Source organism: Vibrio sp. qd031 (assembly GCF_002100145.1).
Classification (GTDB): Bacteria; Pseudomonadota; Gammaproteobacteria; order Enterobacterales; family Vibrionaceae; genus Vibrio.
Map to the genome: position 1 here is coordinate 202,246 of NZ_JXQD01000018.1, position 25,820 is coordinate 228,065.

A 25,820-nucleotide genomic window follows, 5' to 3' on the forward strand; every position below is an offset into this window, starting at 1 on the left:
GCGGATAGCCCTAATTTCTTGCAATAAAGGCCATTAGACCGCCGTCGTGTGGCGGCCTTAACTGATTATCAATCCCCTCTCTTGCCAACTTCAATGCGAATGAACTCAGGAAGATAGGAGGGAGTACAGTTTTTTGAGACTTTCTCGTCTTTATAGAGGGCGACTCGCTCTCCCAGCTCAATACAGCGCTGTCGATGTGCCGCTTCAAAAATACCAATCCAGCCAGCGCAAAAATTCATCGCCCACTGCACTTGCGCTTCTTCATCCGCTAAATGAGCATCAAGATAGTCCAGTAGCTGCGCACTGTTGTCTATTGGAGGTGTTTTACCCGTCCACCTTAGGCGAGCTTGATGATACCAAAACCAGTGACGAAGCAGAGCGACAGACGATTGCTGCCAGTTCAGTAACAAAGTCGTCAGCGCCTTATCTTTGGTCAGCTGATTGGCTAAAAGCCAATCGCTGAGCATATTTCTCTCATCTTCTGGGTGCGACACAAGATCGGTAGCAATGGTATTGATACTTTCCTCGCTCAACTGCTTTTTGTCGAAAATTAGTACCGCCAAAAGGCGAGGGAAATAGAGCGCGGTTGCCCATAACTCCAAAGCCAGCGAATGATCTTTCTTAATGGTCTTGGCAAGTTTTTTAATCTCGCCCATTTTGCTATAGCCCGCCAACTCTTTCAGAATCTGTTGCGCTTGTTCCGATCCAGCCATCGCTGCTCCTTGTGTTGCTTTTTAAAGTCAAACGGTTCAGTTTACCGTTAGCCTAATGGGCTATTGCATCATAGGATAGCACTCAAACACGTACTCATTTAATCAATAGTTTATGCCATTCATAAAGGTGAACCAGCACATCTGTAAGATTTCTATCGCCGCTCCAATGCTGCTCTTTTTTGCGCGCATCAGCGGAAAAGTCAAACTCGGTATTGAGCGCTTCCTCTGACATCGAATCGATAAAACAAAGCAGCTTATTGAAATTCTAACTGGCTTGTGAAATCAACTCATCCTTGGTCTTAGGCCTAAGCATCGCTCACTCCTACTTTAAAACTATCGGCGCTCTACAACACCTTATAGAGTCTCAACATATCTTGGTGCTGTACGCCGTGTTCATAATGGCTTTAGAATAATTACGCAAGAAATAGTCCTTAACCACAGACTCCACCCGAAAACCAAGACGCTGATAATACGCCAGTTGATACCCAAAAGTACCTGCGCCTAACTCAACGCGCTCAATGCCATTGTGAGGTAACTTAGATAAAACAATCTTCAGAAGCTCAGTGCCAATCCCCTTGCCTTGATATTCTGGATACACAGACACATTGAATATTTCCGCAAGGCCGCGATATTGACGCTTCACTGCACACACCGCCACAATTCGCTGATTATCTACCCTAACATAACGCCACGAGTCAGACAGATAGGAAAAGATGCTGTCTTCACTAGGATCGGCTTCAAGCAGCAAATCTAATGAGACTTCATTGCTGGCCACTTCGGTATATTCCACTTATCCATTTTCCTATTGTTAGCAAGAAGACTCAGAGGTTGCGTGCCATTGATTGCACTGGCGGGTCATGACCTAAGTCATAGCATCTAATCTCTGTTTGCCTTAGGAGCTAGACCAAAAAACGAAGCCTGCACTTCGACTCGTGGAGTTTAGCGAGTGACAATAAAGATTGATCGATTCCTAAGAAGCTTTTGGACATTTCTGAGTTAGCGGTTTTGCTAGATTAGCAATTAACGGATAACTTCGAGTATCGCAAACCTTTTGACCGATGACCTAGAGCAAGCTGTCTATTGCCCTCTTTTCAACAATACTTTAACTCTCGATAAGTATTCATCAGTGTACTACCTTTGTTTGATTTATATGCTGAAGGAGCAACTACAAGATATATGGTCAAGCTGCAGCTATCAGCAAATGAGGCAAAAAGTTGATCACTGGTGTGAATTAGCCAGAGGCTCTGGGATTTTGAGCTTAAATAGCTTTTCCGACATGCTCCAACGTCACAAGGAAGGTATCTGCAATTACGCCACCTACCGCTTAACTAGCGCCGTGATTGAGGCCGGTAATGTATCAATTGGGATGCTTAGGAAAAGGGCTCGAGGGATTAGAGATACGGAATACTTCAAGCTTAAGATTAAGCAGATTTCTGTTCCTGAAGAGCGTTCAATCTTCTATCCAGCTGTCAAGCTCATCTAAGCGGAGAAGGTCCATGTTTTTGTGGGTTAATCTCTTTGATCAGAAGTTTCATTGTCGAAGATGATATGTTCTAGTTCATGTGAATCTTTGCTTTGTGATGCGATACCTCCATTCCCTAAAGCAATCAGCCAAGGCTGAGAACTAGGGATAGTGTGTGCTACTCGTGTTGCATTGCTTAATCCGTACTTACTGAAATCTTTCTTCAATAAAACGCCGTCTTTCTGATAGTAAAGAATAACAGAATCTGGGTTAGTCATGTTTTTATTCCTTAAATTTAGTCTAAAAGAAAAGCGCTATGCCGTCGAAACACGCATAGCGCTCAAATATGAGAGGAACGTTAGATGGTTTGTGTGTCAGAATCCTTCAAAATCGAAATCATCATTGCTTTCGAACTCATCATCGTTCGTTGGCAGAATTTCAATGAAGGTCGAGAGGCGGAAAGCTTCAGATTGGGTCAGGTCCCGCGGTAAAACCAATTCAAAATCTAGACCATTTCGTAATGCGAAGACATAGATGGCAGGTTTTGAGCCGTGATGATAGTGTGGTGTTGCTAAACCTATGCATAACTGACCAATTCGATTCGCTTCTTCGTGAGTTAGATCTTCTGGAAGTTCTATGACAAATTCGTAGTGATCACGGAGATTGAAACGATGGAAATGGGTGGATATTTCTTCTTCAAACTTTGGCATATCGTCATCGATCCCCTCAGTTCCGAGAGCTAATCTCGCAATCGACTGTAAGCCGATAGTATTCCAGTAAAACTTCGTTTCTCTACCGTATAAAGGTTTGCCAAAGCGACCTACGCCAATTTTTTCAACCTCATGAAGTGCTGAAACTAATGCGCTGCGAAGAAAAAAAACGCCAGCACTGTCTTGGACTCGCATCTTTAACAAATCAACACTGGAAACTAATGTGTCGCCTTGCATGTCGTTAATGGCGTGTAGAAAAAGATATTCAAGGATGGCGCTTGCCGATGTAACTGATTTCAACTGTTCGACATCAATTGTAATGGTATTGTCCATAGTTATTCCTTATTAAGTTATTGCAGATAGCAAAGAGACAGCTACAAAGGATTTTGTAGCTGTAGTAGAAAAGGGTTGTTAGTAATATCAAGCACGAAGGACGCTAAGAGTAGCAAGCTTAAATAAGTCCATTTTACTTTTTTGCGAGAATTTTTTTTTGCAGGTTTTATTATTTACCCTAATAACATATCAGTTTAGACTTTCAGTTTCGACACGCTTTTTCCGTTAACTGCCACTGTCGTTCAGGTTTTTCTAGATTGAGCGATAAAGGAAGTTGCATTTCATAATAACCAGTAAAAAAGATCAACAGGTCAGGGTTTTGTACTGTATTGAAGAGTTGGTTTTTGAAAAACAAGTTATATTATAGTGATGATGCTCTAAAGGAGAAGCTGTTTCAAATCTTCACCTAATATCATCTCAGCAGTAATTTTAAAATAAAAAACATTATTACTTTAAGCTCTGAACCCCAAAATATATGATGAGTGCCTGTACTTCATGGGTAACGATGTGAGATGCTAAATAGATGAAGATACTTCTATCTTACATTCTAAAGTTGTTTCTATTTTTGAACTGTTTGACCCAAGCAATCTACCATTTGAGGTGTTAAATCTCTACTCGCTTTTTCCGTTAACTGCCACTCTTGCTATATGCTTTCTAGATAGAATTGAGAACCTTCTCTACAACTGATTGTCATATCGATAGTTGTCAAACTAGCACTAACTTGATTGATCAGTTGTTACATTAATTCTTCGTGTAGTGTTAGCCTCTTAAGTTTCCGCAAGTGCCTTGTAGCTATCTGATACATAGCCTGATATACGTTGTCCAGATTAACCCAAAAAATGGTTTTTGTTTGGGTTACCAGTTCTCTTGTCAAATCTATCTACATTTTTCACACGCAAGCGATTACTCTGTGTAACTTCTATTCAGAGGTGTGTGCAACGCTTATCATGAAAAAATCACAAATAGTTGTGTTTAGGCAGTGGTGCAGTTTCAAGCACACGAGGGGGCGCTGGCATTACATCTTTGATGTATCGAAAAAGCGTGTCAACTTAACGCAACAGCGAGGTAGAACTTTATATGGTTTAGAAGCATAAATGTGACATCAAGCTTACTTTTAGTTTAGTAACGTGCTGATTTAACCTATTAAAAAGGGTAACTTATCTATCCTTATGCGACAAAAAATAGAAACGGGCAAATGAAAACCAAAGTCTTTCGCGAAGGGGTCAAGTGAACTTGTTACCATATGACGAAAGTTCTCAAGTCGGATCAAATGGAATGTCAAAATGACTACAACAATTAAAATAAGTAAAAGTGCAATCTTTGAGCTGGTAATGGCTGGCTTTGAAGCTTATGCCGTTGAACACTCTGGAGCCAAACAAGTCTCAATTGAAACTGGTGCTCATTTATGGGGTAAAGTGAATAAGCAACTTCCCTTTACATGTAAAATCGAGCATGTGTCTGTAGAGACATCAGCCCAACGCCAGAGAGGAAGTCTGAGTACAAACCCAGACTCGATTCGCATCAAGAAGGATATAGCTCGCGCCTTTGGTATGGACTATTCCTACATAGGTAGTGCACATACTCATCCATATTTACGACAAGAATATGTTGACGCGAACATAGTGCGGACCAAAAAGCTTTATCAACTTTCCTCAGCAGATCATATATGTGAAATAAACAGCCCAGAAATGACGGTGTCTGGTAAACAATTTAGTATTGAACTGATATTGACCATACATGCACTTGAGCGAGCGAATGACCGAAAAGATGGTGATGCAATCGATGAACCATTGATTGAGTTTTCCTTAGGTAACATAAAGTGCTGGTTGTATGGTCGGGTATTTGAGCACAAGGTGGCCAAGCATTTAACGGATGAAGAGATAATAGCCTTTGAGCGCTACGGCTTGGACATAGAAGACTATTTTGAAGATGATCTACTTCCTATTCCGATTGATACGGCTTTGGATTGCGGTATTGTATGGGACACGCTTTACGAAGAGTTTGGGCGTTTAAAGTTCATGGATGGTAGGTTTGAGTACGACTTAGCGGAAGTCGCAGAGTCACGTTGGTAGCTCACTTCCTAAATATATCCGAGTACATATTTATCTTAAAACTAAAAGATAAGTGCTTTGTTTGAGTAATGGCGGTTCCTATGGAGTTAACTGTGTAGAGGATCAGCACATTTGGCCACAGTGTTATAGCTCTAGGCATGAGGAAAAGTAAGCCAAAATGCAGACATTTCAATTGTGGTCAATCTCGCCCTAGCTTGCTTTGGGGCAAAGGTGTATTTGCCCCGGTCGGCTTCAGCAAACCTTTGGACAAAGTGTGTCAGTGGCTTTGCTAAATTAGCATTTGACGGATAATCTCAGGTATTGAAAAACCTCTTATCGATCGTCCAAAGCAACACAGCCACTGCATTGGAGTTCGTTGAATGCTCTAATTCAGCCTAGCCTTCTAATTAATAGCGGTTATAAAGCGAATATCGGTGACTTGCGCTTTGAAAAATGGAAAGTACTCTGGTTCTCCATACATATTCCCAGCTTCAACATAAAACGGGATTTTATAACCTTCAACATCACGAAAATCAGATAACTTCCCACCAAATGGCTGACTTCGATACTTCCCATCGTGGTTCGCATTCGTCCAGCGGTTGAAGTACATTTCAACAGGCATCCCTGTTTCAGATATCAGCACATTAAGCGTTATTGACATGTTTTCATGATTAATAGTTACTTTCATATGTTCGGAACCCACATCATGCCACACTGTATCCGGGTGAAGTAGCAAAAATCCGGGAGTCCAAAATGAAGACTCAGCCATATACCTACCAAAAGCAGACCTTCTATGGTCTAAACTATAGCCAGTACGTGCTACTGGAAATAAACCAAGCAGATTAAAACGTGTCCACTTATTCGAATCTGATCCAGAAATAGGCAGCTTACTATCAAATAATGCTTGCCAAATGAAACCTTCTGGAGCAGCAAGAATCTGGTTAGCTGACATAGTCATATATTCAGGAGATTCTTTAGAACCTAAGCTGAACTCACCTTTCATACCAATTTCAGCATGGGGAAAAAGAAGTGTTCCTTCACTAATTGTAAATTTAAAATATCGCTTAGCCGCATCTGGCAAGTCTTTAATTAGCTCTTTACTAAAAATAACTTGACCTATTGGCTTACTCTTTAAAGAGTTCCACTCTTTGGCAAGTTCAGCGCTATCCCGGTACTTGAGAATAGCGAGAGACACTAAAGATAGACAAACAACAACTATTATCACATATACAATTTTTGATATCACTTGATAGCCTCAAACACAATTATCAATATGCAACCCAGTAATTATACGGCCAGATGTAAATTGATTAAAGTGCCACTTAAATTAATCTGATGATCGTGAGTCCAAACTTGTTTAATGAGATGGTACGTCCCTCTTCACAGCTAAACTTAACCTATGTTTAGCGCTCAAAGGAAGGTGTCCCATGTCAACAGCTCATATCATTGGTATTGACCTAGGTAAAAATACATTCCACATCGCCGCTCATGACAAAAGTGGCAATGAACTTTTTAGAAAGAAACTATCACGTAAGAAGTTACTTGAATTCTTATCTTGTAGAGAGCCTTCAATCATTGCGATGGAATCATGTGGTGGCGCACATTGGCTTGCTAGAAAATGTGAGTCGTTAGGGCATGTTGCGAAACTCATCCCTCCCCAATACGTTAAGCCGTACGTAAAAACTAATAAAAACGATTTTATTGATGCATGTGCTATTGCGGAGGCTGCATCAAGACCATCAATGCGATTTACCAGTCATAAAACCGAATCAGCTCAGATTATTTCAACATTAAGAAAGCTCAGAAACGGCTACATCAGAGAGCGTACAGCGTGCATGAATCGGATAGGCTCTATATTACTCGAATTTGGAGTCAGCTTACCCAAAGGCCATGCTGCTATGAAAAAGCTGTTTCAGTGGCTTGCTGATGAGGGACATTATGTGCCACCGGAAATAATCTTCGAGCTAAGCGAGTTGCTCGAGCATTATGAAGTACTGAATCAAAAGATTGAAAACCAACAGGCTAAGGTGGAAAAGTTACTTGCAGAAGATCCACAGATGACACAACTACAAACCATACCAGGAGTCGGTCCAGTGATAGCAAGCGCATGCCTTTCATCTATTGGTAACCCAACAGATTTCAAAAATGGGAGAAATTTCGCAGCTTGGATTGGTCTAGTACCAATTCAGTATTCTACAGGAGGCAAGACCACAATGTTGGGCATTTCAAAACGAGGGAACCGAGAATTAAGGACGTTGTTCATTCACGCCGCTCGTTCAATTTTATGGAGAGATAAATCTGCCGAGAAGTACTTCGGTAACTGGCTTATGGACCTTAAGCAAAGGAAGCCTTTCAATGTTGCTGTCGTCGCGTTAGCAAACAAGCTTGCCAGGATAGCGTGGTCTGTAATGACAACGAATAAACCCTTTTTAATCAAAGCTTAAATCAAATTTGCAATGGATAAAAAAGATGACAAAACGGTTAGACCACCAGATTGAAAACCTGTTGCCCCAAACAGCAACTTAGTGTGCTTTTCATTTTGCGAGGACAATCTGGCGCGAACCTCATCGTAGAGCTGAGCCTTTAGGTCTCAATTAAGACTCTGAATATATTAGCGCAAATCAGCTCGTTATCTGGTTATCTACTTGCAATAACGGGACGTACCATATATTGGGGCAATTTTGAGTTACCCGGTTGCCGTATAACGTCAGCGAACGCTGCAAATCATTTTAGTTTGCTAGCCTTTGTTATCAACTGAAACTCCATACCAGAGCGTTTAGTGTTGCGGATTCTATAGCGCGTTGGATATTTATCAAAAAAGTCAGATAACTTTTTCAAACCGTAGTTTCGAGGGTCAAAATCTGGCTTCAATCTTTTTATGTACTTGCCAATTTCACCTAGTTTTGCCCAACCCGATTCATCTCTATAATTCTGCCAAGCTTGATGCATTAATCGCCATAATTCGCGTTCTGCATCTTGATTAGAGCTTGATTGTGCCACCTCAAGGTCACCATCAGCGTTCAAGTTCTCAATTGCTACAAAGTCGTCACAAGCGTTTTTAAACGAAGTCGGAGTCATCGCTTTTCCAACACCGATGACGTGTATCTCTGACTCTCTTAACCTCGTAGCAAGACTTGTAAAGTCACTATCACTGGATATCAAAGCAAAAGCATCAAACCGTTGACTGTATAGGAGATCCATAGCATCAATAATCATTAAAGAGTCTGTGGAGTTTTTTCCAGATGTATAGGCAAATTGCTGTTTAGCTTGAATAGCTAACTCATTCAAAGGCTGCTTCCAGTTTTTTAATTGCTCAGCAGAAAAGTCGCCATATGCACGTTTAACGATGATCTGCCCAAAACTAGAAAGCTCTTCAATAATGAGGTTTAGCTTTGAGTGCGGAGTGTTTTCTGAATCAATTAATACAGCGATTTTTCTGTTACCCATAATCCGTGCGTGACCAACCTCTATGTAGTTAGTTGCACTATATCGGCATTAGTAATATTTGTTCAAATGGGATTCTTTAGAAGTGTTAAGAGTAACAACTCTAAACAGAAAAGGGGCAAAACGTTGCGATAGTCGGTGCACATAACCTCTGCCAGGCGTACTGACAGGGGAAAAGTGACAAACTTTAATGTAAAAGATCAGACTTTATTGGAATTGATATACTAAATTGTCTTCTGACACTAACCCGCTTGTAGGTTGCCATATAAGGTTTGATAGAGCCCATCATCTTTGAGCAGATCTTGGTGAGTCCCCGATTGCACCACTTTGCCATCTTCGAGCACGTAGATAAGGTCCGCTTGCTTCACCGCAGATAGTCGGTGCGCAACAATCAGCGTGGTCCGCCCTTGCAAAAACTGATTCAGCGCCAAGTGAAGATTGGCTTCCGTTGTAGTGTCTAGCGCTGATGTTGCTTCATCTAAAATGACCAAATCGGGATCGTTTAGCACCATTCTCGCGATGGCCAGACGTTGTCGTTGCCCGCCTGACAAGCGGACGCCTTGTCGACCGATTTCTGAATCTAAACCGTTAGACAGCGTCGATTTTAAATCGCTCAACTGAGCAATGCTAAGCGCTTGCCACAAGGTTTCATCATCAAAATCACGTCCAAGAGTTAAGTTTTGGCGCAAGGTATCATTAAAAATCATCGGTTGCTGCAACACCACTGCCATTTTGTCACGAAGCGCTTCGTAGCTGACGGCTTCAATGGGGTGTCCGTTAACTTTAATGTCCCCACTCTGCTTTTGATAGATCCCCAGTAAAAGCTGAATCAAAGTAGACTTACCGCCACCCGAAGCCCCGACGAGCGCGACACGTTTGCCCTTAGGAATCGACAAATTGAGGCTATCGAGAACATTGCGGTCACCATCGTAAGAAAAACTCACGTTTTCAAACTCAATGTCGATTAATCGCTTGTCATCAAAAGGATTCACAGTGGCTTGAGGGCGATACTCTTCGTCTAGTTCAAGAATGCCATTGATTCGCTTCATGGCTGCCGCAGCGCTGTACCAAGAATATTGAATACTTAGCAGCTCTTGAACCGGTGAAAGCATAAACCAAAGGTACCCAAACACCGCGAAGATTTGACCTATCGATAAATCACTAAACAGCACCATGATCATCGCGGCAGCGCGAAATATTTCAAAGCCAATCAAAAACATCAAAAATGACAGACGATTGGCCGCGTCCGATTGCCAAGCATATTTATCTGCATCAAAGCGGATGGCTTCAGCATCTTGCTTGAGCAGTTCTAGATACTCTTTTTCTCTATTGGCCGCGCGCAGTTGGTAAATACCATCTAACGTTTCAACCAATCGAGATTGAAACTTCTCAAATGCTTGGTTCTCTTTTTTCTTAAGGTGCTTTACCCGCTCACCCAGTTTACGGGACAAATAGATAACCACTGGGTTCATCAATATGATAAACAAGCCAAGTTCCCAATTAAGCCAAAGCAGAATTGAGCCAACGCCGATAACCGTTAATACACTGATCACAAACCGGCTTAATGTGGAGCCAATAAACTTGTCGATGGTTTCTATGTCGGTGACTAAGTGGGAGGTTAATCCACCACTGCCTTTTTCCTCATACTGCTGCATCGATACTCGTCCAAGTTTATCGAGAACCTTTTGCCGCATGACACAGGTAAGCTGTTTCGACACCAAGGTGAACTGCCGAGTTTGCAAAATATTAAGTGCTTGGCTGCCAATACGCATCAGCACAATCAGCATCAACACCATAACGATATAGCCTACAGGGGTCTGCCAGCCGTCCAGTAAGATCCAGTTGAGTGCAGCAACACCTTGCGCAGGTTTGTCCAATAACACTTCGTCGACCATAAGAGGAAGCAGCATAGGGATGGGAACACTGATCAGCGTGGCAAAGAAAGCAATGATGTTGGCAAAGATTAATTTGCGCTTATGGACAATGGCTTGCTGATAGAGCCACTGACGATCCAAAATAAAATAGTCCCGAGTGCTGTTTTGATTCACATGTCTTCCTTGAGGCTGAGAATTTGAGAAAAGAGTCATAGAGTGTACATCAGTTTACGTTGCGCGCTCACACAGCGATCGCATGCAGTTAAGAAAAAGTTGTGCCCAAAAGTTTACTGGCTAACAATCACAAAACCGCCGCTCTCTACACGAAAGCGGCGGTTTATAGGCACTGAGTTATCGGATGCCTAATTCACAGTCAGCAAATTAAAAGTCATATTTTGCGGTCAATGCAAAGTTACGACGCGCTGCTGTCAAGTCTTGGTCACGCTCGGTTAAGCCGCGTACATCATTCCACTTGTAGTATTCTTGGTCCGTTAAGTTGAATACACCTGCGCGCAGCGTAAGATTATTCACTGGTACGTAGTAAGCGGTTAGGTCAAGAACCGTCGACGAGTCAATCGGCAAGATTTCGTCGCTGCCTTCTTCGGTGTAGATGTCGCTCGCGTCTTTCGCTGCGGTGTACACCAGTTTCAAAGAAGTACCCCAAGTGCCTTGTGGCGCATCGTAGTTCACACCAAATACTGCATTCCAAGGGTTTACACTGTTAAGTGGGTTCTTTTCGCCATCTTCGCCGTCAGAGTAAGCGGCTGCGATGCGGCTGCTAAAGCCTTCAACCGGCATAAAGTTCCACAGTAACTGGTTAGAAAACTCGATACCCTTAATGGTCGCTTCATCGATGTTGATCGACTGGTAGACAGCGTCCATTGTCGCAAAACTTCCATCCACTAACTGATAGTCAATAAAGTTATCGTATTCGCTGTAGAACACTGCGATTTCTGACGAAGAGTAAGCAACATTGTGACGCCAGCCCAACTCGTAGGAAATACTCTCTTCGGCTTTTAGATCTGGATTCGGTGCGCTGATGTACCCATGCATTGGGTTACCAAACGAGTAATACAGCTCTTGGAAATCTGGTGCTCTAAAGCCTTGCGAAATTTGTGCAAACACTTTGTTTTCATTGTTGACCGAGTAGACCGTACCCAGACGACCAGTAACAGCAGAGTCATCAAAGTCTTGGTAATCAGAATCTGGGTTACCACTTGGGTTCTCAGAAGTATCGCCAGGACTTGTTTGGAACGAGTCAAAGCGAAGACCTGGTGTCACTACCCAGTTACCTGCGGTAATCTCATCTTGGACAAAAAAGCCATAGCGAGTTTCTGAGGCACTTGGCATGTAATAAATGACCTGATCCTCATTGATTGAGTTGTACTCGTTATTGGTATTGTGAATATCCTTATTAGAGAAAGACGCACCATAGACGATGTAATGCTCGCTATTGCCCCAGTAAAGAGATTTATCCAGTTGAATGTCACCACTCCAACCTTCGTCACCATAGATGTAATCTTTGGTTTGTACGTTACCAGCAGGAGGTAAGAAGAAGCTACCGCCTAGTGAAGTACGGTTGGTGATACCGTTCTCTTCTTTGCTTAACCAGTTGACTTGCCATTCGATGCTATCGGCAAAGCTCTGATCTAAGTTCCAAATATGTTTAAGCCCAAGAGAGGTTTGCGTAGTACGGTCATCACCGGTGTAATCTGTGTACGACGGATCGCTAAATTCAGAGCTTGTATTGTTGTTGACGTAGCTGCCGCTAAACTCTAAACGGTGTGCATCTGACAGCTGATATTGAAGCTTAACGAGCAGGTCGTTGGTGTCGTAATCTTGAGGATCGGGCTCACCAAAGTTATCGATTTGCTCACCGTCGCGACGAGAGTAGGCCACCAAGGTTTCTAGGTCACCAAAACGATTTGCCAACGCCACTGACTCACCGAAGCTGTTATCAGCCGAGGAGTAATTGAGTTTTACATGTCCGCCAATATCACGGCCTTGCAAGAAGTCCTCAGGATCTTTTGTGGTGAAAGCCACCACACCACCAATTGCATCGCTGCCTTGAAGCGACGACGCTGAGCCTTTCACCACTTCAACAGATTTGAGTAAATCGGTATCTACGTTAACACGGCCAGAATTGATGAAGCTGTAAGAGCCATTACTAAATTGATTAGGCTGAGAAACACCGTCTACCAATATTTTGATGCGGTTGCCTTCCATACCACGCACGTTGATGCTCTGAACGCCTTGGCGTGCTTCGCCCTCAACGGTTACACCTGGCGTGTAATCAAATAAGTTTTCAACACTGCGCGTCATATCCTGTTCAATATCGTCATCGGAGATAACCGCTACCGAAGCTGCGGTATCTTCTAACTCTTTTTGAGAACGCGTTGCTGACACAGTCACCGATTCCATGGTGAAAACCTCTTCTGCAGACAAAGAAGTCGATATGGCTGTGGTGGATAATGCACTCAAAATAGCCACTGCTAATGGTGTTTTGTTGTTCATAATTTCATAGTTCCATTAAATTTTGGTTGTAGTAATTCCCCGGTCGTTTTTTGACCGGTTTAATCCTTTATTAATAAGGTTTATGACGTTGAGCGACGAGTTATTGCAAGCAATGTACTCGTCTAACAGGGTTAGCTCTCTTCTTGGAGGTGCCCTTTGTTTTGGAGGTGCCCTTCATCGAGGTGTAAAAAGTCGACAAGATCATTGCCCGATACATTAAAGGCTTGTCCAAAACCCTTGACGTATCGACCGGAAGAAGGCGTTAGTTTGTAGAGGTTGAAGTCACCTAGCTTACTGAGGTTTTCGGCCATCTCTCCAAATCGAGAGACCAGTGCAGCTATACCCGCTATCCCATGCTCCGACGCTTTGTCTATGTGCATCGCTTCGGTATCAAAGGTCAGCCTTTTACGCGCGTGGACACTTTTGGCTTCATTCTCGTCTTGAATCATCATTATCGACACGCGCTTATTCAGTTTTAGATTTTTGCCGTGCTCGGCCAAATCGCTCACTAAGATGTAATAACCCTGCTGGTCAAAGGCAAAGGGCGCGTAGCTCACATGCGGAGCACCCGACTCGCCAATAGTCGCAAGTTGCAGAGTTTGTCTAGAGTCACGAAACTCTTGCACCTCTGGCCCCAGTCGATTTTGCAGACGCTCTTTTTTGATCGCAGAACGATCGCCTTGCGTCGCTGAATGGGTTGGGGAAAGGGTCGATGATGATGAAGTACTCATTTATGCAAATTCCGTTTTTAGTTGTGCTAGAAGTTCAAGTTGCTCTGGAAACAGTTGACGTTTTTTGTCGCGACCTAAGTACACTTTAAACACGCACTCGCCTTGGGCATCAAAAAATCCAATGTAGTGGCTTTCCATTTTGCGAAACGGCTTAGAGACAATGGCAATATGTTCAATAAGATCCAACCGTAAGTGGCCATGAAGCTCACCTTCGCGCCCCATTAGATTGTAGTATCCATGGGCAACCTTGCCCTTTGGAAACGGCGCTTTGTATTCAAAGATTGAGCCAAAGGAATGCACGATGGTGGTCACTTTACCCCAAGAGGCAAGCTGCTCTAAAATGGTCTGCGCGTGACTACCTTCGACGGCATGAACCATGGTGCTTGGTAACACAAAAGTAATTTCACCTTCAGTTTGCTCAAGCGATTTTGCCATTTCGCTAATAGGCACGTTAGCGTCTTGCTCTAACAGTGTTGCGACTTTATAGAGCGTCTGCTCTTTGCTGCGATTCTGGTACATGTCGTTTCCTTATGCGACCGCTTTTGAAGCGTTTTTATGATGAGTTGAGTCGTGATTTTCTGTATGAGAATTCTTACTGCCCTGCTCTATGCCATTTTCTGGCGACGGAGCATGGCTGTTTGGCTTGCTCGTACACCTAGCCATTGTGCTGATTAAGTTTTGTGCCAAAGTCACTGACCAAAATTGGCCCGCTAAAGTGAGTGACAGTGCGTGCTCTTCCAAGTTTACAAGGCCGCGCTGCTGCCAAGCTTCAAACAGAGGCAGTAGCGCATCAAAAAGTAGCCCTTCCGATGTATGCCCAAGTTCTGAGCGACGCAATACGCCGCGGTCGAACGCTGCTTTTACGGTGTTGCTGCTTTGATGACCTATTGGTGATTGAAAAGCCATTCCTACTGGAAAACTGTTTGAGTTCACGGCGCTGATGTAGGCGTCCATATCACGGTGTTGCATCGCGCTAACACCATTAAAGTTGCCGCCTGCCCCAGCGCCTATTGGCAGCACTTCAGCGGACGTCTTGGCTAAACTGTTATAAATACTGCGCTCACGATTGCCCGACGCCCAGTGATTAACGCTTAAACGTCTTTGATGATGCTTGGCCATAAACTCCACACCCATTTGGAACATCGTCGCTTTCATTTGCGTGTCGGCAGGAGCTGGTAATTTACCCTGTTCGACCATACGCCCCATAGGCAGGTTTTGCATTTCAATGAGTTGATACAGGTCGACGCCGTCTACGCCAGAGTCCAAATAAAACTCTAGATCCCGCTGCCAAATATCTAAGGTTTGAAAAGGCAATCCATAAAGCAAATCAATCACGATCGGCGCGGCATTGTACGAAACCATTGTTGCTAAATGCTCAACGACTACTTCTTGATCATCGAGGCGTTTGGCTTTGCGTCTAACGTGAGTATCAAAACTCTGAACCCCCAACGAAAAGCGGTTGAAGCCTCCTTCTAAAGCCGCTTCAAATTTTTCGGTGCTAAATCGATTAACGCGACCTTCTAAGGTAATTTCACAATCGGGAGTAAGCGGGAAATGCTCTCTGATCAGCTTTCCAAGACGCTCAATTTGCGCCGCAGAAAGGTCGGTAGGCGTGCCACCACCAACATAGACCGCCTGAAACGGAAAGGCTTGCGACCAAGAGAACGAGGCTTTGTATATGAGCTCGGCTTCAAGAGCGGTAAAGTAATCTTCGATTAAGCTTGTGCTGGAGGCGTATTGAAAGAAATTGCAGTACGTACAACGCACTCGGCAAAAAGGAATATGGATGTATAAACAACGGTCGTTAGCAATGGCTGGTTGCGCCAGTGAAGACTCTGTTAATGCATGAGTAAGCGCGCTCTGTACTGAGCTTGGGTTGATAGGCTTGCTCATACCACCTGCGTGCGCACCTTTTTTTCGAGCAAACGCGAAACGCAGAGGATCAGGGGTTGAGCGCCCAACAACGGATTCATCGTCGAGTAACGATTGTAGGGCGTCGCGATTAAACACTATGTGCTCTGTCATGAGTTAGTCTCTTGTGAGCTTCTCACTATCACTCGCCTTGCCAACGCAAGCGTAAATCGTTGTCAACCAATGCGTCAGTTCACAACACGTCAGCGCAATAACTAGCACTAAAGTTTATGTATGTGACCGACGACTATTTGAGTCATTGGTTTAGACAATCAAGTTAATAGAAAGAAACTGGGTTGCATGTTTCGTTGAGAGCTATCATATTTATTTTAAATGATAATGCAAATGATATTTGATCTCATTTGCATTTTATGGATAATGGCCACACTGACAGTTATTATTTGTGTGCAACCTGACTCATGCGTTATCCCCGATACATCATTGCAACCCTTACAGCACTTGCTCTTCACGGTGTTGCATTAACGTATGCCAAACCAGAAACAACACTGAGCATGGACACCTTGGCTGGGCAGTCCTCGATGCAAATTCAGTTTGTTAGTGCACCTAAACCATCTACAACGCCCACAGAGACGACAAACGAAGAACCAAAGAGCCCAATCGCTGCTGAAAACATTGAGCCCGCTGCGCCCGTCAGTGAACCAGTAACCGAAAATAAGCCTAAAGTTGTAGAAAGTAATCAACCTACTTTACCCAAGTCCGAGCCTCTACCTAAGTCGCAGCCAAAACAAAATGAGCCTGTCGTCAGTAAGCCTGTACCAAAGAAAGCACCTGTAGAACCGATAGAGCCTACTGTAAAATCCAAGCCAGTAATTGAAAAAGTAGACACAAAGCCGGCACCATCCCCGCAGCAAACTGTCGTCAAAGAGCCTGTTAAAGCGGTTGCTGAGAAGAAACCAGAGCCAATGAAAACTGAGGCTACTCCTTCTTCCCAGACGGCAGCGGTTACCGAAACGGAACCCAACTTAGAGCCCGATGATCAAACCGTTGAGGCGCTAGAGACTCTGAGCACAGTAACGAGTTCGGCAAAAAGTGCTCAACCTAAGTTATTTGCTAAACCAGAGTTATTTGCTAAACCAGAGTTAATTGCTAAACCCACATTTTCAGCAAAGCCAACACCGGTGAGCTACCCACGTCTCGCCCGTAACCGCGGCTGGCAAGGACGCACTGTGGTCGAAGTGTGGATTGACGACCAAGGTAAGCAGGTTAAAACGGCAGTACACCAATCCAGTGGCCATGCGTCGCTCGACAAAAGCGCACTCGCTGCAATCAAAAAATGGAAATTTGCCAAACATAACGAACATGGTCGCAGTGTCGCGCATCGCGTTCATATCCCAATTGATTTCAAATTAAACTAACCAAAGTAGTTATTTATGCAAACGCCAACACCATTAGATTCTTTTCCAGGCATCCTGTCTCAATTACATTCTCAATTGGGTGTCATGACGTGGCCACTGACCATCATGTCGTTGATCACGGCGATAATATTGGTCGAGCGCATTATCTATATGTTGCTCAACAGCCGTACCCAAACCTTCGATATATTGTCTAAAATTCATCATTTGGATTTTAACCAAACAGAAGATGTAGAACGCTTTGTAAAACAAGAGCTTGCTGGACGATCATTGATGTTTCAATCGATGAGAATGTTGCTGAATCATCGTCACTTTCCAAAACAATTACGTGAAGAAGCGGTGTCAATTTGGCTGTTTAAAAAGCGCCAGCAATTTCGCTCTGGGATCCGCATTCTCTCTCTCATCGGCATGATCAGTCCACTAATAGGCTTGCTAGGTACGGTTATGGGTCTAATGGAGATGTTTAAAGGCCTATCACTAACCAGCAACGTTAACCCAGCTACGTTGGCAGATGGGCTGGGGTTAGCGATGTCAACGACTGCTGCGGGCCTTATTATCGCTGTACCTGCAATCACTGGCGCACAGTTTTTGAATATGTGGGTAGACAGAACGCTCTCTAAAATTGAGTACACCCTAAACCACAGTAACTTGCACATTGAGGGTATTTACGTCGAGGCGATGTCTAACGAAAAACAATCGTTAGGAAATCACCAGTCCCAAGCTGCAGGCAATTCCACCTGCCCTGCGGCAAACAACACTGCCGACAGTGACTCAAAGGCCACTCGCTTTATGGCGCAAGCCCAGCGCACTTCTGAGGTCAACGCATGATCCATTCGCATTCTAACTTTGAGCATGAAGAGAGCCGGCCAGATTTGACGCCCCTACTCGACATTATTTTCATTGTGATGGTATTTCTGATGCTAACCGCAAATGTAGCGGTGCACACGCTTAATGTGGATATTCCACAAACTCAAGACGGCGCTGTGCTCAGTAAACCTGACACCGCTGTACTCACCATCGGTATTGCTGACTCCCAAACACCTTGGTCAATCGATGGTACGCCCAACGACGATTGGACGAGTTTTACGCGGGCGATAACTGAACATAGAAAGCAGCATCCAGATCAAGAGATCGTCATCGCCGCAGACAAAAACGCTAATGTAGAAGCAATGCTAAAAGTGCTGGCCTTTCTACAAAAACACAATATTCCTGCTACTCAAATTCTTATGGAAGAGTCCTAATGAACAAATTTATCTCCCTACTTTGCCTAACCACTTTTGCATTCGGTGCATCCGTTAACGCGAACGAAAACATTTACAATGATGCGACCAGTAACCGACTCATTAGTGCGGGCTCAAGCATTACCGAGCTGCTATTTGCACTGGGCGCAGAGCAGCAGTTGGTTGCTATCGATGTGACTAGCCGCAATATGGATAAAGAAGGTGCTTACCCGCAGGTTGGCTATCATCGACAGCTCTCTGCTGAAGGGCTGCTCGCACTTAACCCAACGCACCTTATTGGTTCAAATGAGATGGGACCGGAGCACACCTTGACTCTACTCAATAACGCGCAAGTCAATGTAGTAACTGTGCCATCGGGCGACACCAAAGAAGACCTTTATGAACGCATCGACGTGATTAGCCAGCTAACAGGTACCGACAACGAAGCATCAGAGTTAAAGGCAATCTTACAACAGCAATTTGCCACCCTTGAGCAGCGCGATATCGCCGACAAGCCAAGTGTTCTGTTTGCCATGTTATCAAAAGGTCGACCTGCCACTATCGCTGGCCGTGAAACGACTATCGATACCATCATCAATTACGCGGGGGCTGAAAATCCAGCACACGATCAAATGACCTCCTACAAGCCGCTTTCTGCTGAAGCCATCGTCGAGATGCAACCTGACTACCTACTCGTGGCAGAGCGCGCATGGGAATCCTTGGGCGGTGTTGAAGGCATTCTAAAAGAGTTTCCTTTGCTTGCTGCCACGCCAGCGGGCAGCAAAGGCCAGATTGTCCCAATTAGTAGCAGTGCCATTATTGGCGGGTTAGGACTAGAAAGCATCGCGCTTTCAGAGTCGCTCTATCAGCGTTTTCACCCATAAACACGTCGCATTTTTGTTACTTTCAGGCTCTAAAGGACCGTTATGAATCATTCTAGATTAGTGTCTCCAACAGTATTGCTGATCATTACCGGGATCGCCCTCTATCTAGCGATGGTTACCTCGATCAGTGTCGGCCCAATGAACATTAGCGTTACTGACAGTCTGCGTGCCCTTTTGCCAATGACTTCGATGGACGAAATTCCTGCACACATCACCATGGTGATCCAGCAAGTCAGGCTGCCAAGAACGCTATTGGCCATTGCCGTTGGCGGGATATTGGCGCTCTGCGGCGCAGTGATGCAAGGGCTATTTAGAAACCCATTAGCTGATCCTGGGATCATCGGTGTGTCTTCGGGCGCAGCTCTCGGAGCTGCCATCGCCATAGTGCTATTTGGCTCGATTGCGGCGGCGTATCCAGTGCTTTTGTTGATGGGTACAGTACCATTGTTTGCTTTTATTGGCGGCAGCCTCACAACCATCATTGTGTATAAACTTGGTACCAGTAAAAACGGCACTTCCGTTACTATGATGCTGCTAGCAGGTGTCGCCATTGGTGCAATATCTGGTGCGGCGCTGGGGCTTCTCAACTACTTTGCCGATGATCAAGCGCTGCGCGATCTGTCTTTATGGACAATGGGTTCACTTGCCGGAGCGACGCCTAGCTCGCTGTGGCTGGCATTTGGTTCGCTTGCACTGCTCTATTTAGCGTTTCGACGCGATGCCGACAAGCTTAATGCGCTGCTGCTCGGTGAGTCCGAAGCGCGCCATTTGGGCATAAATGTTCAAAGCCTGAAACGCCGCCTGATCATCCTCACCGCATTTGGGGTTGGAGTGACCGTTTCACTAGCAGGCATGATTGGATTTATTGGACTGATCGTTCCCCATCTAGGACGTATGTTAATCGGTCCTAATCACCGTACACTGCTGCCTGTGTCAGCCTTACTTGGCGCAATTTTATTGCTGATTGCCGATATGCTCGCACGCAGTATCGTCGCTCCTCTGGATATGCCCGTCGGCATCGTTACCGCCTTACTCGGCGCGCCATTCTTTTTATGGCTGCTTATCACCCAAAAAGGAAAACTCTAATGGTGTCTGCACTGTACAACTCAATCCACAACACCTTTAAGCGCCGTCGATTGAAATTTGGCAGCGATAGAACCTCTTTTGATCCTAGTAATCAAGACAACGATCAGCTCTCGTTACATGATGTTAGTGTGAACCTAGGTGGGCGACAACTGCTTGATCGTGTCAATCTGAGCCTTCATAAAGGTGAATTAACCGTATTACTTGGTCCCAATGGCACGGGAAAAAGCTCACTGCTCAAAACCTTTACTAGTGAAATACCATTTTCCGGAAGCACCAAACTGTTTGGTAAGCCACTCAACCAGTGGCCTTCCCATGCTTTAGCAAAACAGATGGGCGTGTTACCTCAACACAGTCAACTCACGTTTAACTTTACGGTCAGAGAAGTCGTTGAGCTTGGCGGATTAGGGTTGTCTGCAGAAAAGGTTCAACTCAATCACATTGTGTGTCGAAATATGATGAAGTGCGATGTGTACCACCTTGCCGATCGCAGTTATCCAACCTTATCTGGTGGCGAGAAACAGCGCGTGCATTTTGCGCGTGTGCTCACGCAGCTAGAGCAGAGCGGGCGAGATAAAGTTCTATTGATGGACGAGCCAACCTCTGCACTCGATATACAGCATCAACATCGCACCTTAACCATCGCCAAAGAAATCGCTCATGCAGGAGGCATTGTGGTGGTGGTACTGCACGACCTCAATCTTGCAGCCCAATACGCAGACAGAATCGTTCTGCTCGATGGCGGGCAGATCGTAGAAAACGGCGCTCCTTTGCAAGCCTTAACACCTATGAGTATTGAGCGTGTGTATCACCACAGCGTCAACGTGATGCCGCACCCATTGCACGGTTACCCTGTCGTCTATTAACCGCAGAAATGACGCAATATTGGTATCAAAACCTATGCTCATAAACCATGCTCATAAACCATGCTCATAAACTATGCTCATAACCCCTGCTAAAACTCATGTTCAAAACTGAGCCAGTAGCGCGCCTAGCTGCTATGCTCAAAGCTTAACGCCAGCGCTCGCAATTTGTCTGCGCTGGTGTTTTGCAACCAACACCAGCATAGGGAGTGTGTCATGTTTGTTGTTACTGTAACGTTTGAAATTGAGCCTATCCATTTTTTAAGTTTTGTCGAAGCGTTAAAGCCTCATGCACTGACAAGCCTTAATAGTGAACAGCATCTTCTACAATTTGATGTAAGTATTAGTGGCAATAGCCGAGAAGTGTTTATCTACGAAGTATATACCTCGGTGGAGGGCTACGATCTCCATTTGAGCAGCCCTCATTTTGACGAGTTTGCGCGTGAGACAAACCCTTGGGTACTGAATAAAATCGTCAATACTTATACTCAAGTACGCCTTTCATAAGCTGCACAATCGCACCTCAAAATACAGTGTTTCTCAAACAACAATCCGTGCTTAGGGTCAGCATCTAGATAGCGCCAAGCTAGTGCACCATTTCTAGAACAGCATTTCTAGATCGCCATTTTCCTATTTAAAACTGATTGGGTGTGTCCTGATTAGCGATTGTAAAAACAACTATTTACTATTAATGTGAACAACATATACCGTGCCTAGCCAATTGCTTAGGTGATGTGAATCATCCTGGCTTACATGAGTCTAACCGTCGGATTACCCGCTCTGTTGACTTAAAATTGCAGCACTGCAATCGACAACCTCAATGTTAGAAGTGGACCCAAATGAATTACAACTTTACTCAAGCACCAAAACGAAAAGAGACGTTTTCCATCAAGTGGTCTGCCATGAGCATGTGGTCCAAATACGCGAACGACCAAACATTGCCATTTTGGGTTGCTGATATGGACTTTGACGTCGCTCCAGAAATCATTCATGCGATGAAGACAGAAGTCGATAGTCTAACCTTTGGTTACTCCGCGCCAAATGCTGGCTATTTTGAACGCACTCAACAATGGTTAGAGCGTCGCTTTGACTGGCAAGTAGACACCGACAATATTCGCATTGCGGCAGGAACATTACATGGTCTGGCAACCCTCATCAATATTGCCAGCAATCCTGGTGATGGGATCATTATTCAATCGCCTGTGTATCATCAGTTTGCCGAATTGATCAAAAAACACAAGCGCACCTTGGTGGATAACCCGCTGGTGGAAGACAATGGTCAATACTTTATGAATTTCGACCAACTTGAAACGCTCGCCAGCGAACCCACCACCACCATGATGCTATTGTGCTCACCTCATAACCCTGTTGGCCGTGTATGGACGGCTGACGAGCTATCTCGCATCAGCGATATTTGCCAGCGCAATGACGTGGTCTTAGTCTCTGACGAAATCCACGCAGACTTAACTCGCATTGGTATCCAACATATCCCAACAGCTAAAGCGGCAGTTGATTCAAGCCACATTGTCACTCTCAATGGTACGGGCAAAACGTTCAACCTAGCGGGCATGCACATCAGCCATACCCTATTTGAAAACGATGAGCTAAAAGCACAATGGGATAAGGTTGTGCGAGTTACACTGCCTAACCCAATTTCTATGGCTGCAGTCCAAGCTGCGTACACTCATTGCGATCACTGGGTGGATGAATTGCGGCAGGTGATTGACGATAACCTTGCTTTCACCAAAGCCTACCTTGAGCAGCATCTACCGGTTGTGAAAATGAGTATTCCACAAGGTACGTACTTCGCGTGGCTGGATTTTCGCAGTCTCGATCTTACCGACAAAAAAATCGATGAGATCATGATAAAAGAAGCCAACATTTTGTTAGAAGGTGGACGCGCATTTGGCGCAACAGGCAAAGGCTGGCAACGACTTAATCTCGCATGCCCCCAATCGATGCTAGAAGAAGGGCTTGCTCGCATGTGTGACGCATTTTCACGATACACCTAGCCATTATTGAGCCTGCGTACGCTTTAAGTCAGCGCTTTATCAATGACTATGACACACTCTTGAAAAGGCGCTGCAAACCGCCTTTTCAATTAATGGTGATAGACTAAAAATAAAGAGCGTAAATAAGCGAGTCTAAATGACCCCAATACTTTATTCACTGCAAAACTGCCCCTACGCAATGCGAGCTCGGTATGCGATTTTCAAGTCACGTACGTCGGTTTTGATTCGCGCCATCAAACTTAACAACAAGCCCGATGAACTGTTGCAAGCGTCCGCCAAAGGTACCGTCCCTGTGTTGGTAATACACGATGGCGCGCCCGAAATAGGCACCGAAGTCATTGATGAAAGTTTGGAGATCATGCTATGGGCTTTATCGAGCAATGATCCTGACAACTTACTCATGTCCAACAACTCGACGGCATTGCCAAAAATGCTCGCGTTCATTGCCGAAATTGAAAGTCAGTTCATTCCGCTAAGCAATGCATTTAGCTGCGCAAAAAGATATCACGAAGACAACATGCTTGAGCGGCGAGAGGCTTGCGAACACTACTTGCAGGCCCTAGAACAAAGGCTTCGGCTCAACAGATACCTATTCTCAGATCAGGAAACGCTCGCCGACATCGCAATAATGCCGTTTATCCGAAAATTTGCCCGCATAGACAAACAGTGGTTTAAACACTCTTCCCTCACTAGTTTGGACGCATGGTTGCAACGTTATTTAACCAGTGCCGAGTTTTCGAAAGTGATGAAAAACTATCCGCTTTGGTTACCCGAGCGCCGCGATGTCTATTTTGGGAGTTAATTGAGCATAGTGACCTGCGCCTTATAACACTGCGCACTATCATCAAACACAAACTCAAGCGCATTTTTGATGCTGTCCAAACTGTCACCTTCATAATGAGACACATAAAGCAATTGGCTAAGGTGTTCACGAGCAATCAGCTCAAGGGTGTTTTTGACCAGACGACGGCCCAGATAATCCAACCCCTGATAAGGTTCATCCAAAATGAGAAGCGCGGGCTGCTTAACCAATGCGCGAGCAATTAACAACAACCGTTGCTGGCTGTAGTCAAGTTGCTTAAACGAGGAGTTGGCTAATCCATCCATGTGCAACATTTGTAGCCATTCCCTCGCCACTAACTGCTCTTTTTTGCTCGGTTGTTGATAGAGTCCGATGGAGTCGTAAAAGCCCGATAAGATCACCTCCAACGCACTACAGCTGACGCGATATTGTAGGTGTAAGGCCGAAGATACCATGCCTATATTTTGCTTGATCTCCCAGATGGTCTCCCCACTCCCCCGCTTGTTCCCAAATATGTGGATATCGTTGCTGTAACATTGAGGGTGATCGCCAAAGATGAGTCCTAACAAAGTACTTTTACCGCACCCATTAGGGCCTTTAACTTGCCAGTGTTGACCACGATCGATGCGCCAATTAAGTTCATCAAAGATGGTTTTATCGGTATAGGCCACTTTGCCGTTTTTTAACTCAAATATTGGATTTTGAAATTCGCTACTGTGCTGATGGCTACGGATGAGGTCCATCATCTGCTCACTGTGAGCTTGCGACTGCGCTTTCAGTTGGTTGATCACCGGGTGATTGTCCCATTGCTGACGATCCATAGTGCTGTCCAACTCGCCGTGGTTAAACAAAGCAATATGTTCGATCCAGTCGGGAATATCTTCTTCGCGATTAAACGTTACTATCATCTGCACCCGCTGAGCGAGTGTGTGTAAATACTGCGCCAGAGACTGTCGATGCGCCACATCTAATCCGACAAATGGGTTATCCAATACAATAAATTCGGGCTTGGTAGCCAGCGCCCGCGCCAACATCACCCGCCTCGTTTCGCCGGTAGATAGCACCCGAAATCCAGATTGCGCAAGATGCTCTAAATCGAGCTCGCCAAGTAATGTTCGTGTAAATTCGTGGTCTTCACACTGCCTAAAGATCAGCTGTTCAACACTGGTACCTGTGTCTATGCGGTCGATAAAGTCGGTTTCTTCTTTGGCAAGCTCTTCATCCAGCAAACGTTGCTGCTCTAGCAAAGAGACCTGAGCAACACGAGTGGAAGATGCATTAAAACACTCCGTATCAAGCGTAAACTCGCCACATATTAGAGCCCCAAGCAGCGAACCAATATCACCTTCACTACTAAACACTCCCCACGACTGCTGAGGTTGGATTGTCCAATGCTCAATAGAAAGCGAGTGCAAGCCACGCTCTATAGTCAGTTGATTCATCTCGATTTGCATTGGTCGTCTCACCTTCATCCATGTTCAGTCATTACACCAAACAACGATACGGTAACTCAGACCAATTGGCGACCAATGCGATTAAAAGTGTGAACAGGCGTGTAAGCGCACCTGTCAAAGCAGTCAAATTAAGTGAACTGGCGATAGGCCTTAAGAGCAATCAATACGATAGGAGAAGCGTGCATAAGCAGATCGAAAATATCGATAGGCTTAACCAAGGTCCCTTGCGTTAACATGCGCAGCTTTTCAACAATATGAGGCTCGGGAAAGAAAGGAGCAAATACCAAATATCCCCCCGCAAGCAAAAGCAGCGGCCAACTTAAGTTATCTATCCACGCCATAAGGTTCTCTTTGATTAGTTATGTGACTACATATATTAGCTAAAG

Annotated in this window: 23 protein-coding genes and 2 pseudogenes; 12 read left to right on the forward strand and 13 right to left on the reverse strand. The window is 44.7% G+C overall.

Going from position 1 to position 25,820, the window contains the following annotated elements; all coding sequences use genetic code 11:
- Nucleotides 1-68: 68 nt before the first annotated feature.
- On the reverse strand, nucleotides 69-713 hold the full coding sequence (locus ST37_RS06810) for a DNA alkylation repair protein (protein WP_084884878.1): 645 nt from the start codon (nucleotides 711-713) through the stop codon (nucleotides 69-71).
- Between the two features lie 344 nt (nucleotides 714-1,057).
- Nucleotides 1,058-1,503: pseudogene (locus tag ST37_RS06820) on the reverse strand (GNAT family N-acetyltransferase).
- A 345-nt stretch (nucleotides 1,504-1,848) separates the two neighbouring features.
- On the opposite strand from ST37_RS06820, the pseudogene ST37_RS06825 reads away from it, so the two are divergent.
- Nucleotides 1,849-2,196 (forward strand): annotated as a pseudogene (locus ST37_RS06825) (transposase); the annotation flags it as partial.
- A gap of 26 nt (nucleotides 2,197-2,222) precedes the next feature.
- On the opposite strand, the gene ST37_RS06830 reads toward ST37_RS06825, so the two are convergent.
- Nucleotides 2,223-2,453, reverse strand: a complete 231-nt coding sequence (locus ST37_RS06830) for a hypothetical protein (RefSeq protein WP_084884885.1) — start codon at nucleotides 2,451-2,453, stop codon at nucleotides 2,223-2,225.
- Nucleotides 2,454-2,549: 96 nt separating this feature from the next.
- Nucleotides 2,550-3,218 (reverse strand): hypothetical protein, encoded by a 669-nt coding sequence (locus tag ST37_RS06835; protein ID WP_084884887.1) that lies wholly within the window; start codon nucleotides 3,216-3,218, stop codon nucleotides 2,550-2,552.
- 1,283 nt (nucleotides 3,219-4,501) lie between these two features.
- Between ST37_RS06835 and ST37_RS06840 the strand changes: the two genes are divergently transcribed.
- Nucleotides 4,502-5,290: a hypothetical protein gene (locus ST37_RS06840; protein ID WP_084884889.1), complete on the forward strand. Its 789-nt coding sequence runs from the start codon at nucleotides 4,502-4,504 to the stop codon at nucleotides 5,288-5,290.
- Between the two features lie 382 nt (nucleotides 5,291-5,672).
- Here ST37_RS06840 and ST37_RS06845 read toward each other — a convergent pair whose 3' ends face one another.
- Nucleotides 5,673-6,515, reverse strand: a complete 843-nt coding sequence (locus tag ST37_RS06845) for a DUF6544 family protein (RefSeq protein WP_084884890.1) — start codon at nucleotides 6,513-6,515, stop codon at nucleotides 5,673-5,675.
- Between the two features lie 181 nt (nucleotides 6,516-6,696).
- On the opposite strand from ST37_RS06845, the gene ST37_RS06850 reads away from it, so the two are divergent.
- On the forward strand, nucleotides 6,697-7,713 hold the full coding sequence (locus ST37_RS06850) for an IS110 family transposase (RefSeq protein ID WP_084884892.1): 1,017 nt from the start codon (nucleotides 6,697-6,699) through the stop codon (nucleotides 7,711-7,713).
- A gap of 280 nt (nucleotides 7,714-7,993) precedes the next feature.
- On the opposite strand, the gene ST37_RS06855 is transcribed toward ST37_RS06850, so the two are convergent.
- From ST37_RS06855 to hutW, 6 genes are all read right to left on the reverse strand, one after another.
- Nucleotides 7,994-8,716 (reverse strand): NYN domain-containing protein, encoded by a 723-nt coding sequence (locus ST37_RS06855; protein ID WP_084884893.1) that lies wholly within the window; start codon nucleotides 8,714-8,716, stop codon nucleotides 7,994-7,996.
- A gap of 239 nt (nucleotides 8,717-8,955) precedes the next feature.
- Complete coding sequence (locus ST37_RS06860) at nucleotides 8,956-10,761, reverse strand: ABC transporter ATP-binding protein (protein WP_242426239.1); 1,806 nt, start codon at nucleotides 10,759-10,761, stop codon at nucleotides 8,956-8,958.
- 207 nt (nucleotides 10,762-10,968) lie between these two features.
- Nucleotides 10,969-13,101, reverse strand: a complete 2,133-nt coding sequence (locus ST37_RS06865) for a TonB-dependent hemoglobin/transferrin/lactoferrin family receptor (protein ID WP_084884896.1) — start codon at nucleotides 13,099-13,101, stop codon at nucleotides 10,969-10,971.
- A gap of 131 nt (nucleotides 13,102-13,232) precedes the next feature.
- Nucleotides 13,233-13,832: a heme utilization protein HutZ gene (gene hutZ, locus ST37_RS06870; RefSeq protein WP_084884897.1), complete on the reverse strand. Its 600-nt coding sequence runs from the start codon at nucleotides 13,830-13,832 to the stop codon at nucleotides 13,233-13,235.
- Nucleotides 13,833-14,351 carry a heme utilization cystosolic carrier protein HutX gene (gene hutX / locus ST37_RS06875; RefSeq protein WP_084884899.1) on the reverse strand — a complete coding sequence of 173 codons (519 nt, stop codon included), beginning with the start codon at nucleotides 14,349-14,351 and terminating at the stop codon, nucleotides 13,833-13,835.
- Nucleotides 14,352-14,360: 9 nt separating this feature from the next.
- The gene (gene hutW / locus ST37_RS06880; RefSeq protein WP_084884901.1) at nucleotides 14,361-15,857 is read right to left on the reverse strand and encodes a heme anaerobic degradation radical SAM methyltransferase ChuW/HutW; all 1,497 of its coding nucleotides are present in this window, start codon (nucleotides 15,855-15,857) and stop codon (nucleotides 14,361-14,363) included.
- Between the two features lie 305 nt (nucleotides 15,858-16,162).
- Here hutW and ST37_RS06885 point away from each other — a divergent pair, with 305 nt between their 5' ends.
- The 9 genes from ST37_RS06885 (at nucleotide 16,163) to ST37_RS06925 (ending at nucleotide 23,980) form a co-directional block, all read left to right on the forward strand.
- A complete protein-coding gene (locus ST37_RS06885) occupies nucleotides 16,163-17,119 on the forward strand; it encodes an energy transducer TonB (protein ID WP_084884902.1) in 957 nt (318 codons plus the stop codon).
- A 15-nt stretch (nucleotides 17,120-17,134) separates the two neighbouring features.
- The gene (locus tag ST37_RS06890; protein WP_084884904.1) at nucleotides 17,135-17,944 is read left to right on the forward strand and encodes a MotA/TolQ/ExbB proton channel family protein; all 810 of its coding nucleotides are present in this window, start codon (nucleotides 17,135-17,137) and stop codon (nucleotides 17,942-17,944) included.
- Entirely contained in the window at nucleotides 17,941-18,357 is a 417-nt protein-coding gene (locus tag ST37_RS06895; protein WP_084884906.1) for a biopolymer transporter ExbD, read from the forward strand. The genes ST37_RS06890 and ST37_RS06895 overlap by 4 nt, the downstream gene beginning before the upstream one ends.
- Nucleotides 18,357-19,220: an ABC transporter substrate-binding protein gene (locus tag ST37_RS06900; protein WP_084884908.1), complete on the forward strand. Its 864-nt coding sequence runs from the start codon at nucleotides 18,357-18,359 to the stop codon at nucleotides 19,218-19,220. The genes ST37_RS06895 and ST37_RS06900 overlap by 1 nt, the downstream gene beginning before the upstream one ends.
- A 42-nt stretch (nucleotides 19,221-19,262) precedes the next feature.
- On the forward strand, nucleotides 19,263-20,306 hold the full coding sequence (locus tag ST37_RS06905; RefSeq protein WP_084884909.1) for an iron ABC transporter permease: 1,044 nt from the start codon (nucleotides 19,263-19,265) through the stop codon (nucleotides 20,304-20,306).
- Entirely contained in the window at nucleotides 20,306-21,169 is an 864-nt protein-coding gene (locus ST37_RS06910; RefSeq protein WP_084884911.1) for a heme ABC transporter ATP-binding protein, read from the forward strand. The genes ST37_RS06905 and ST37_RS06910 overlap by 1 nt, the downstream gene beginning before the upstream one ends.
- A 213-nt stretch (nucleotides 21,170-21,382) precedes the next feature.
- Complete coding sequence (locus tag ST37_RS06915; RefSeq protein WP_084884912.1) at nucleotides 21,383-21,673, forward strand: antibiotic biosynthesis monooxygenase; 291 nt, start codon at nucleotides 21,383-21,385, stop codon at nucleotides 21,671-21,673.
- A 332-nt stretch (nucleotides 21,674-22,005) separates the two neighbouring features.
- Nucleotides 22,006-23,178 carry a MalY/PatB family protein gene (locus tag ST37_RS06920; RefSeq protein ID WP_084884914.1) on the forward strand — a complete coding sequence of 391 codons (1,173 nt, stop codon included), beginning with the start codon at nucleotides 22,006-22,008 and terminating at the stop codon, nucleotides 23,176-23,178.
- 136 nt (nucleotides 23,179-23,314) lie between these two features.
- The gene (locus tag ST37_RS06925; protein WP_084884916.1) at nucleotides 23,315-23,980 is read left to right on the forward strand and encodes a glutathione S-transferase; all 666 of its coding nucleotides are present in this window, start codon (nucleotides 23,315-23,317) and stop codon (nucleotides 23,978-23,980) included.
- Here the strand turns inward: ST37_RS06925 and modF are convergent.
- On the reverse strand, nucleotides 23,977-25,434 hold the full coding sequence (gene modF / locus ST37_RS06930; protein ID WP_084884918.1) for a molybdate ABC transporter ATP-binding protein ModF: 1,458 nt from the start codon (nucleotides 25,432-25,434) through the stop codon (nucleotides 23,977-23,979). The genes ST37_RS06925 and modF overlap by 4 nt on opposite strands.
- A 128-nt stretch (nucleotides 25,435-25,562) precedes the next feature.
- On the reverse strand, nucleotides 25,563-25,775 hold the full coding sequence (locus ST37_RS06935) for a hypothetical protein (RefSeq protein ID WP_084884919.1): 213 nt from the start codon (nucleotides 25,773-25,775) through the stop codon (nucleotides 25,563-25,565).
- Between the last annotated feature and the right edge of the window lie 45 nt (nucleotides 25,776-25,820).

Coding starts and splice junctions, on each gene's coding strand:
- ST37_RS06810 (WP_084884878.1), bottom strand. CDS start 713: ATGGCTGGATCGGAACAAGCGCAACAGATTCTGAAAGAGTTGGCGGGC.
- ST37_RS06830 (WP_084884885.1), bottom strand. CDS start 2,453: ATGACTAACCCAGATTCTGTTATTCTTTACTATCAGAAAGACGGCGTT.
- ST37_RS06835 (WP_084884887.1), bottom strand. CDS start 3,218: ATGGACAATACCATTACAATTGATGTCGAACAGTTGAAATCAGTTACA.
- ST37_RS06840 (WP_084884889.1), top strand. CDS start 4,502: ATGACTACAACAATTAAAATAAGTAAAAGTGCAATCTTTGAGCTGGTA.
- ST37_RS06850 (WP_084884892.1), top strand. CDS start 6,697: ATGTCAACAGCTCATATCATTGGTATTGACCTAGGTAAAAATACATTC.
- ST37_RS06855 (WP_084884893.1), bottom strand. CDS start 8,716: ATGGGTAACAGAAAAATCGCTGTATTAATTGATTCAGAAAACACTCCG.
- ST37_RS06865 (WP_084884896.1), bottom strand. CDS start 13,101: ATGAACAACAAAACACCATTAGCAGTGGCTATTTTGAGTGCATTATCC.
- hutZ (WP_084884897.1), bottom strand. CDS start 13,832: ATGAGTACTTCATCATCATCGACCCTTTCCCCAACCCATTCAGCGACG.
- hutX (WP_084884899.1), bottom strand. CDS start 14,351: ATGTACCAGAATCGCAGCAAAGAGCAGACGCTCTATAAAGTCGCAACA.
- hutW (WP_084884901.1), bottom strand. CDS start 15,857: ATGACAGAGCACATAGTGTTTAATCGCGACGCCCTACAATCGTTACTC.
- ST37_RS06885 (WP_084884902.1), top strand. CDS start 16,163: ATGCGTTATCCCCGATACATCATTGCAACCCTTACAGCACTTGCTCTT.
- ST37_RS06890 (WP_084884904.1), top strand. CDS start 17,135: ATGCAAACGCCAACACCATTAGATTCTTTTCCAGGCATCCTGTCTCAA.
- ST37_RS06895 (WP_084884906.1), top strand. CDS start 17,941: ATGATCCATTCGCATTCTAACTTTGAGCATGAAGAGAGCCGGCCAGAT.
- ST37_RS06900 (WP_084884908.1), top strand. CDS start 18,357: ATGAACAAATTTATCTCCCTACTTTGCCTAACCACTTTTGCATTCGGT.
- ST37_RS06905 (WP_084884909.1), top strand. CDS start 19,263: ATGAATCATTCTAGATTAGTGTCTCCAACAGTATTGCTGATCATTACC.
- ST37_RS06910 (WP_084884911.1), top strand. CDS start 20,306: ATGGTGTCTGCACTGTACAACTCAATCCACAACACCTTTAAGCGCCGT.
- ST37_RS06915 (WP_084884912.1), top strand. CDS start 21,383: ATGTTTGTTGTTACTGTAACGTTTGAAATTGAGCCTATCCATTTTTTA.
- ST37_RS06920 (WP_084884914.1), top strand. CDS start 22,006: ATGAATTACAACTTTACTCAAGCACCAAAACGAAAAGAGACGTTTTCC.
- ST37_RS06925 (WP_084884916.1), top strand. CDS start 23,315: ATGACCCCAATACTTTATTCACTGCAAAACTGCCCCTACGCAATGCGA.
- modF (WP_084884918.1), bottom strand. CDS start 25,434: ATGCAAATCGAGATGAATCAACTGACTATAGAGCGTGGCTTGCACTCG.
- ST37_RS06935 (WP_084884919.1), bottom strand. CDS start 25,775: ATGGCGTGGATAGATAACTTAAGTTGGCCGCTGCTTTTGCTTGCGGGG.